Raw genomic sequence first — 5660 nt, forward strand, 5'->3', positions numbered from 1 at the left:
ACTGTTTTGTTGCTTTCAATTGGAAAGCGTTGTGCAATTTGATTTAGATCACGTTGAATAGTGCGCAAACTAATATCGATCCCTTCTCGTTCTAATATTTCTTGAAGTTCACGTGTTCCCATCCATTTCCCTGTCGAGAGACGAGATAAGATTTGCCATTGGCGATAAAGACTATTGGATGTTTCTTTTTCTTGTACAGATGACATATGCGTAATAAATAATTCAATGCTCTAAAGCACACACAATAAAAAAACTATTGGCATTTGGCAAGCGCATCATATCGAGATTACGTATTTACGACTGAAACGTGGGCAGCTTTGCAGGAGTATGTTTAGGCTGTATAAAAAATATCCATCAGATATAAGTGGCATCGAAATTGCTTTGCTAGTTATATAAATAAATGATGAGACGAGGTTTCTATGTCAGAACAAGAACACAACCTACATGTCAGCACAGATTATTATGCGCCAGATCAAACGGCAGCAGCAGTATCAGTACATTCGTCTACATTTATTCAACAGCTCAATGTCACACCAAATTTATTTGAGCAACTCAAATCGCAATTTTTCAACGAAATGTTAGACGATAAAAGTATTAACGGTGAAGCTTCTAAAAAGATTGAACAATGGTTAAGTCTGCGTAGTTTGGAGGATCTTAAATTACTTGGTGCACAAGCGAAACAACATTTCCTCTATCAAGGTATTACATTCAACGTTTATGGTGATCATGAGGGCACTGAAAGAACGATTCCTTATGATTTAATTCCAAGAGTGATTGAAAAGAAACAATGGGAAAAAATTTCAACAGGCTGTGCACAACGTGTCAAAGCATTGAATCTATTTTTAGATGATATTTACCATCAACAAAACATTCTAAAAGATGGTTTGATTCCAGCAGCTCAAATCATGTCGCATGAAGCATTTCAGCCACATATGTTGAAGCATAATCTAAAAGGTAAGATTTATTCGCAAATTAGTGGGATTGATATTATTCGAGACCGTCAGGGTGATTTTTTTGTACTGGAAGATAATTTAAGAACACCATCTGGGGTGTCTTATATGATCGAAAGCCGCAAAATCAGCCAAACACTCATGCCTGATTTATGTTCTAGTAATAATTTACAGGGGATTGAGCAATATCCAACTTTACTAAGAGAAGTTTTAGCAGAGAATGCACATGTCGATAATCCGTTGATTGTTGTCTTAACACCGGGACGTTTTAATAGCGCTTATTATGAACATGCATTTCTGGCCCGTGAAATGGATGTTCCACTAGTGACAAGTCGAGATTTATTTGTTGAAAATGATCATGTTTTTGTGAAAACAGTTCGTGGCCGTCAGCAAGTGGATGTGATTTATAGACGTTTAGATGATGATTTCTTAGATCCTTTAACTTTTAGACCAGATAGCACGCTTGGGGTTGCAGGGCTGATGTCTGCTTATCTGCAAAATAATGTAGTGATTGCAAATGCGCCGGGAACGGGTGTGGCAGATGATAAGTCGATTTATCCTTATGTTGATCAAATGATTCAATATTATTTGGGAGAAAGTCCAATTCTAAATAATGTGCCAACTTATCAATGTCGTGATGCTGAGCATTTGGATTATGTATTAAATAACTTAGAAAAATTAGTTGTTAAAGAAGCTCAAGGGTCTGGTGGTTACGGTATGTTGATTGGCCCTCAAGCAGACCAACAGCAAATAGAAGCATTTAGACAGAAAATTATTGAGTCGCCATGTCTTTATATTGCTCAGCCGACATTAGCACTTTCTGTCGCACCGACTTTAACGACGGAAGGTGTTGCTGAAAGACATATTGATTTACGTCCTTTTGTATTGAGTTCTCCTTATCGTACTGAGATCGTGCCTGGAGGTTTAACACGTGTTGCAATGCAAGCAGGTTCTCTTGTTGTAAATTCCTCTCAAGGTGGCGGAATTAAAGATACATGGGTTGTTGAAACACTACGATCTTAGAATCTACCACATGGAACTTTAGCTTAAACACTTATTTGAACATGAGTGAGTGTTTAGGTCTTTTATTAACGATAAGGGAGGACATTTATGCATTTACTCAGCTCAAGCGCACAACATATTTATTGGTTAGGACGTTATTTATTTCGCATCGGTTATGTGGCTCAACATTTGCCTTTTACAAATGACCAGCAAGCCGAGACATTTGCTCAAGCATTATGTTTACATATTGATGATGCTGAAAATTTGAATCAGTTTATGCTTGATCCGCAGCAACCATATTCTTTAATCAGCCAGCTTGAGATTGCTAGAGATAATATTCAAGAACTTAGAGGTCTTTTAACAGCAAAAGCATATGCAGAGTTGAATCATTTAATCAAAAATGTGAAGTGTGAGGCTGAAAATATTCGTGCAGTAATTGATGATTGCTGTGAAATTCTAAAAGCTGAACAGCCAGATATATTTTTATTTTTTTATTTAGGGCAAAGCATAGAGCAAATAGATACTTACTTTCGGTTCCAGCATAATATTCACAATGTATTAGAAACGGTTGATCCAGTTGTCGTTCAGTTATATGACTTAGGATGGCAAGACTTGCAAAGCAGTTGGGATATTCTAAAAAATCAACCTTATGTGAACCAGTTCTATGCCTTTACATATCAGCTAGAAAATCAATTTGAGGTATACGCATGAAGCTGATGGTGAATCATCAAACGCATTATCGTTATACTCAGATTGCACGAAATAGTGTGCAGTCGATTAAGATGATGCCTCAGAGTTCGAGGCATCAGACGATTGAAAACTGGCATATTAGTGTTCCGGGAGAATACGCCTGTAAAAGAGATGCCTTTAATAATTTATGGATTACGGCAACTCAACGACATGATTATCGCTACCTGACGATTATGGCGCAGGGAGTTGTTGAGCTTTTTGACACCGAACTTGGTTTTTTTGAAATTGATGTTTCGCCTATGTTGTTTCTACAGCGTACTGCGATGACGCATTGTGATTTAATGATGTTTGATTTTGCGCAGTCGGTAGTCAAAATGAAAGATCGTCAGCACTTGATACTTTTATCAGAAAAAATATTACAACAAATGCCATATCAGCCTGAGAGTACTTCAGTGACTACCGCGGCGATTGATGCATTTTATGCAGGTCAGGGGGTCTGCCAAGACCATGCACATGTGTTTATCGCTATGTGTCGTGCCTTACAGATACCAGCTCGTTATGTTTCTGGTTATTTGTATGACCAGAACCAACCACACCTCGCCAGTCATGCATGGGCGGAAGCTTTTATTGAAAATGAATGGTATTGTTTCGATATTAGTAACCAGATATTTACGCCTCAAAATCATATCTATGTTGCGGTTGGTCGAGATTATCTCGATGTCGCACCAGTACGTGGTGTGCGTGAGCAAGGCGGAGTAGAAAGTATGATGTCTGTGGTTCAGGTTTTAGCTTGTTGAGTGTAAAGAGAGAAAGATGACCTATTGTTGTGCATTAAGATTAGAGCAAGGTTTGGTATTGATTAGTGATACTCGGACGAATGCAGGGGTCGATCATATATCTGTTTTTCGTAAATTACATACCTTTGGTGTTGAAGGTGAACGATTTATCGCGCTACAAACAGCGGGTAATTTAGCAACAACACAGGCCGTTATTGGACATTTACAAAATGCTTTGGCCTTAGATCAAGAGCCTAATTTGTATACCGTAAAAACAATGTTTGAAGTTGCAGAACTTGTGGGCAAAACATTACGCAAAGTTTTAGAAGACATCACGACGGATACGCAAGAGCAAATGAATTATTCTTGCAGTATTTTAGTAGGTGGCCAAATTAAAGGGGAGGATATGGAGCTTTATAATGTCTATCCTCAAGGGAATTTTATTTGTGCGACAACGGATACACCATATTTTCAGATCGGTGAAAGTAAGTATGGCAAACCTATTTTAGATCGTGCTTTACATTTTACAATGCCTCTAGATGATGCATTGCGCTGTACCTTGATTTCTTTTGATTCGACTCTACGATCAAATGTTTCTGTTGGGCTGCCTTTAGATGTCTTGGTTTATCATAAGGATAGTTTCTTGATTCCAGAAGGGAAGAGAATCAATGAGGAAGATCCTTATTTTAGTCAAATTAGTAAGCAATGGTCTGAGACATTAAGACGTGGTTTGCAGGAATTGCCAAAGCCAACTTCGGATTATGGTTTGTAAAACTAAAAATCCAAGCAATTGCTTGGATTTTTTCAATATTTTTATTTCAATTTTCGCACTGGTCGGTTACTCAGTCTGCATAGTAGCTCATAACCAATAGTACCGTTTGCAGTCGCAACATCATCCACTAAGCGAGTATTTCCCCAAAGTTCGACTTGAGTGCCTATTTCAGCTTTAACCTGACTAATATCAATTGCAATCATATCCATGCTTACTCGCCCTACAATAGGAACAAGTTGCTGATGAATCGCAACAAAGTTAGGGTGAATAAATGCTCGTGGATAGCCATCCCCATAGCCAATTGAAACTATGGCAATATCAGCATTTTGTGTAGCAGTATAAGTAGAACCATAGCCCACATATTCGCCTTTTTGGATATGATTCAGTGCAATAATTTCTGCACTAAAAGTCATCACTGGCTTTAAGTCTAGGTCGTGCACAGTTTTATCTGCAAATGGGCTCGCACCATAAAGCATGATGCCTGGGCGAACATAATCAAAATGCAGCTCTGGATATTTATAGATTGCAGCAGAATTACAGCACGAAGCAAGGATGGGTTCACAAGCCTGTTTTACAGATAAAAACTGTTCAATTTGCTGCTGATTGAGTGGGTGATCTGCATCAGCATTGGCAAAATGCATAGCCAATACACAGGTGAATCCTTCAGCTTTTAAGCATTGAATAACATCAATAATTTCATTTATTTTGAAACCTAAGCGATTCATACCACTATTGAGTTTGACCCAAACTTTCAAACCTAAATAGTTATAGGCTTGTTTATGAGCCAATAGCCACTCAACTTGCTGACGATGATGAACGATACATTCCAGTTTATGCTCAATCACTTGCGTCATTTCATCTTCAGAAAATATGCCTTCAATCAAGGTAATGGATTGTTGATAACCTAATCGCCTGATTTCTAAAGCTTCCTCTAAGCAGGCGACACCAAAGGCATCAGTGGTATTTAAGGCGGCTAAGCAGTTTTTGACTCCATGTCCGTAAGCATTGGCTTTTACCATACTTACAATCTTTGAATGTGGTGCAAGTTGTTTGACACGGTATAAATTATATTGAAGTGCCTGACTATCAATATAAACTGTTGCTTGGCGCACCCTGAGTACTCCTTTGGGACGGCTTAGGAAGATATAAAAGAGCTAAACATTAAAAAAATTATTCCTCGTCATCATATTGAGCATAGAACTCAGGCGAGAGATTACTAAAACGCGTATATTGACCTTCAAAAGCAAGGCGAACAGTACCAATAGGACCGTTACGTTGCTTACCGATAATGATTTCTGCTGTACCAGCTTCTTTTGATTCTTTGTTATAGACTTCATCACGGTAGATGAACATGATTAAATCGGCATCCTGCTCGATCGCTCCTGATTCACGTAAGTCTGACATAACAGGGCGTTTGTTTGGTCGGTTCTCTAGACTACGGTTAAGCTGTGAAAGTGCAATCACGGGACA

Annotated in this window: 6 protein-coding genes and 1 pseudogene; 4 read left to right on the forward strand and 3 right to left on the reverse strand. The window is 38.4% G+C overall.

The features are described 5' to 3' along the window. Positions 1-206: pseudogene (locus B4237_RS10950) on the reverse strand (WYL domain-containing protein); the annotation flags it as partial. A 213-nt stretch (positions 207-419) separates the two neighbouring features. On the opposite strand from B4237_RS10950, the gene B4237_RS10955 reads away from it, so the two are divergent. From B4237_RS10955 to B4237_RS10970, 4 genes are all read left to right on the forward strand, one after another. Continuing rightward, a complete protein-coding gene (locus B4237_RS10955; RefSeq protein ID WP_278596419.1) occupies positions 420-1973 on the forward strand; it encodes a circularly permuted type 2 ATP-grasp protein in 1554 nt (517 codons plus the stop codon). 87 nt (positions 1974-2060) lie between these two features. Next, entirely contained in the window at positions 2061-2663 is a 603-nt protein-coding gene (locus tag B4237_RS10960) for an alpha-E domain-containing protein (protein ID WP_278596420.1), read from the forward strand. Further along, a complete protein-coding gene (locus B4237_RS10965) occupies positions 2660-3439 on the forward strand; it encodes a transglutaminase family protein (RefSeq protein ID WP_278596421.1) in 780 nt (259 codons plus the stop codon). The genes B4237_RS10960 and B4237_RS10965 overlap by 4 nt, the downstream gene beginning before the upstream one ends. A gap of 16 nt (positions 3440-3455) precedes the next feature. Then, positions 3456-4190, forward strand: a complete 735-nt coding sequence (locus B4237_RS10970; RefSeq protein WP_004878630.1) for a proteasome-type protease — start codon at positions 3456-3458, stop codon at positions 4188-4190. Positions 4191-4231: 41 nt separating this feature from the next. Here B4237_RS10970 and alr read toward each other — a convergent pair whose 3' ends face one another. After that, positions 4232-5302: an alanine racemase gene (gene alr, locus B4237_RS10975; protein WP_278596422.1), complete on the reverse strand. Its 1071-nt coding sequence runs from the start codon at positions 5300-5302 to the stop codon at positions 4232-4234. Between the two features lie 58 nt (positions 5303-5360). Next, on the reverse strand, positions 5361-5660 hold a 300-nt coding region (locus B4237_RS10980; RefSeq protein WP_286943092.1), incomplete at its 5' end, for a DnaB-like helicase C-terminal domain-containing protein.

Origin of the sequence: Acinetobacter sp. UBA6526 (genome assembly GCF_002434875.1) — a bacterium.
GTDB lineage: Bacteria > Pseudomonadota > Gammaproteobacteria > Pseudomonadales > Moraxellaceae > Acinetobacter > Acinetobacter venetianus.

Coding starts and splice junctions, on each gene's coding strand:
- B4237_RS10955 (WP_278596419.1), top strand. CDS start 420: ATGTCAGAACAAGAACACAACCTACATGTCAGCACAGATTATTATGCG.
- B4237_RS10960 (WP_278596420.1), top strand. CDS start 2,061: ATGCATTTACTCAGCTCAAGCGCACAACATATTTATTGGTTAGGACGT.
- B4237_RS10965 (WP_278596421.1), top strand. CDS start 2,660: ATGAAGCTGATGGTGAATCATCAAACGCATTATCGTTATACTCAGATT.
- B4237_RS10970 (WP_004878630.1), top strand. CDS start 3,456: ATGACCTATTGTTGTGCATTAAGATTAGAGCAAGGTTTGGTATTGATT.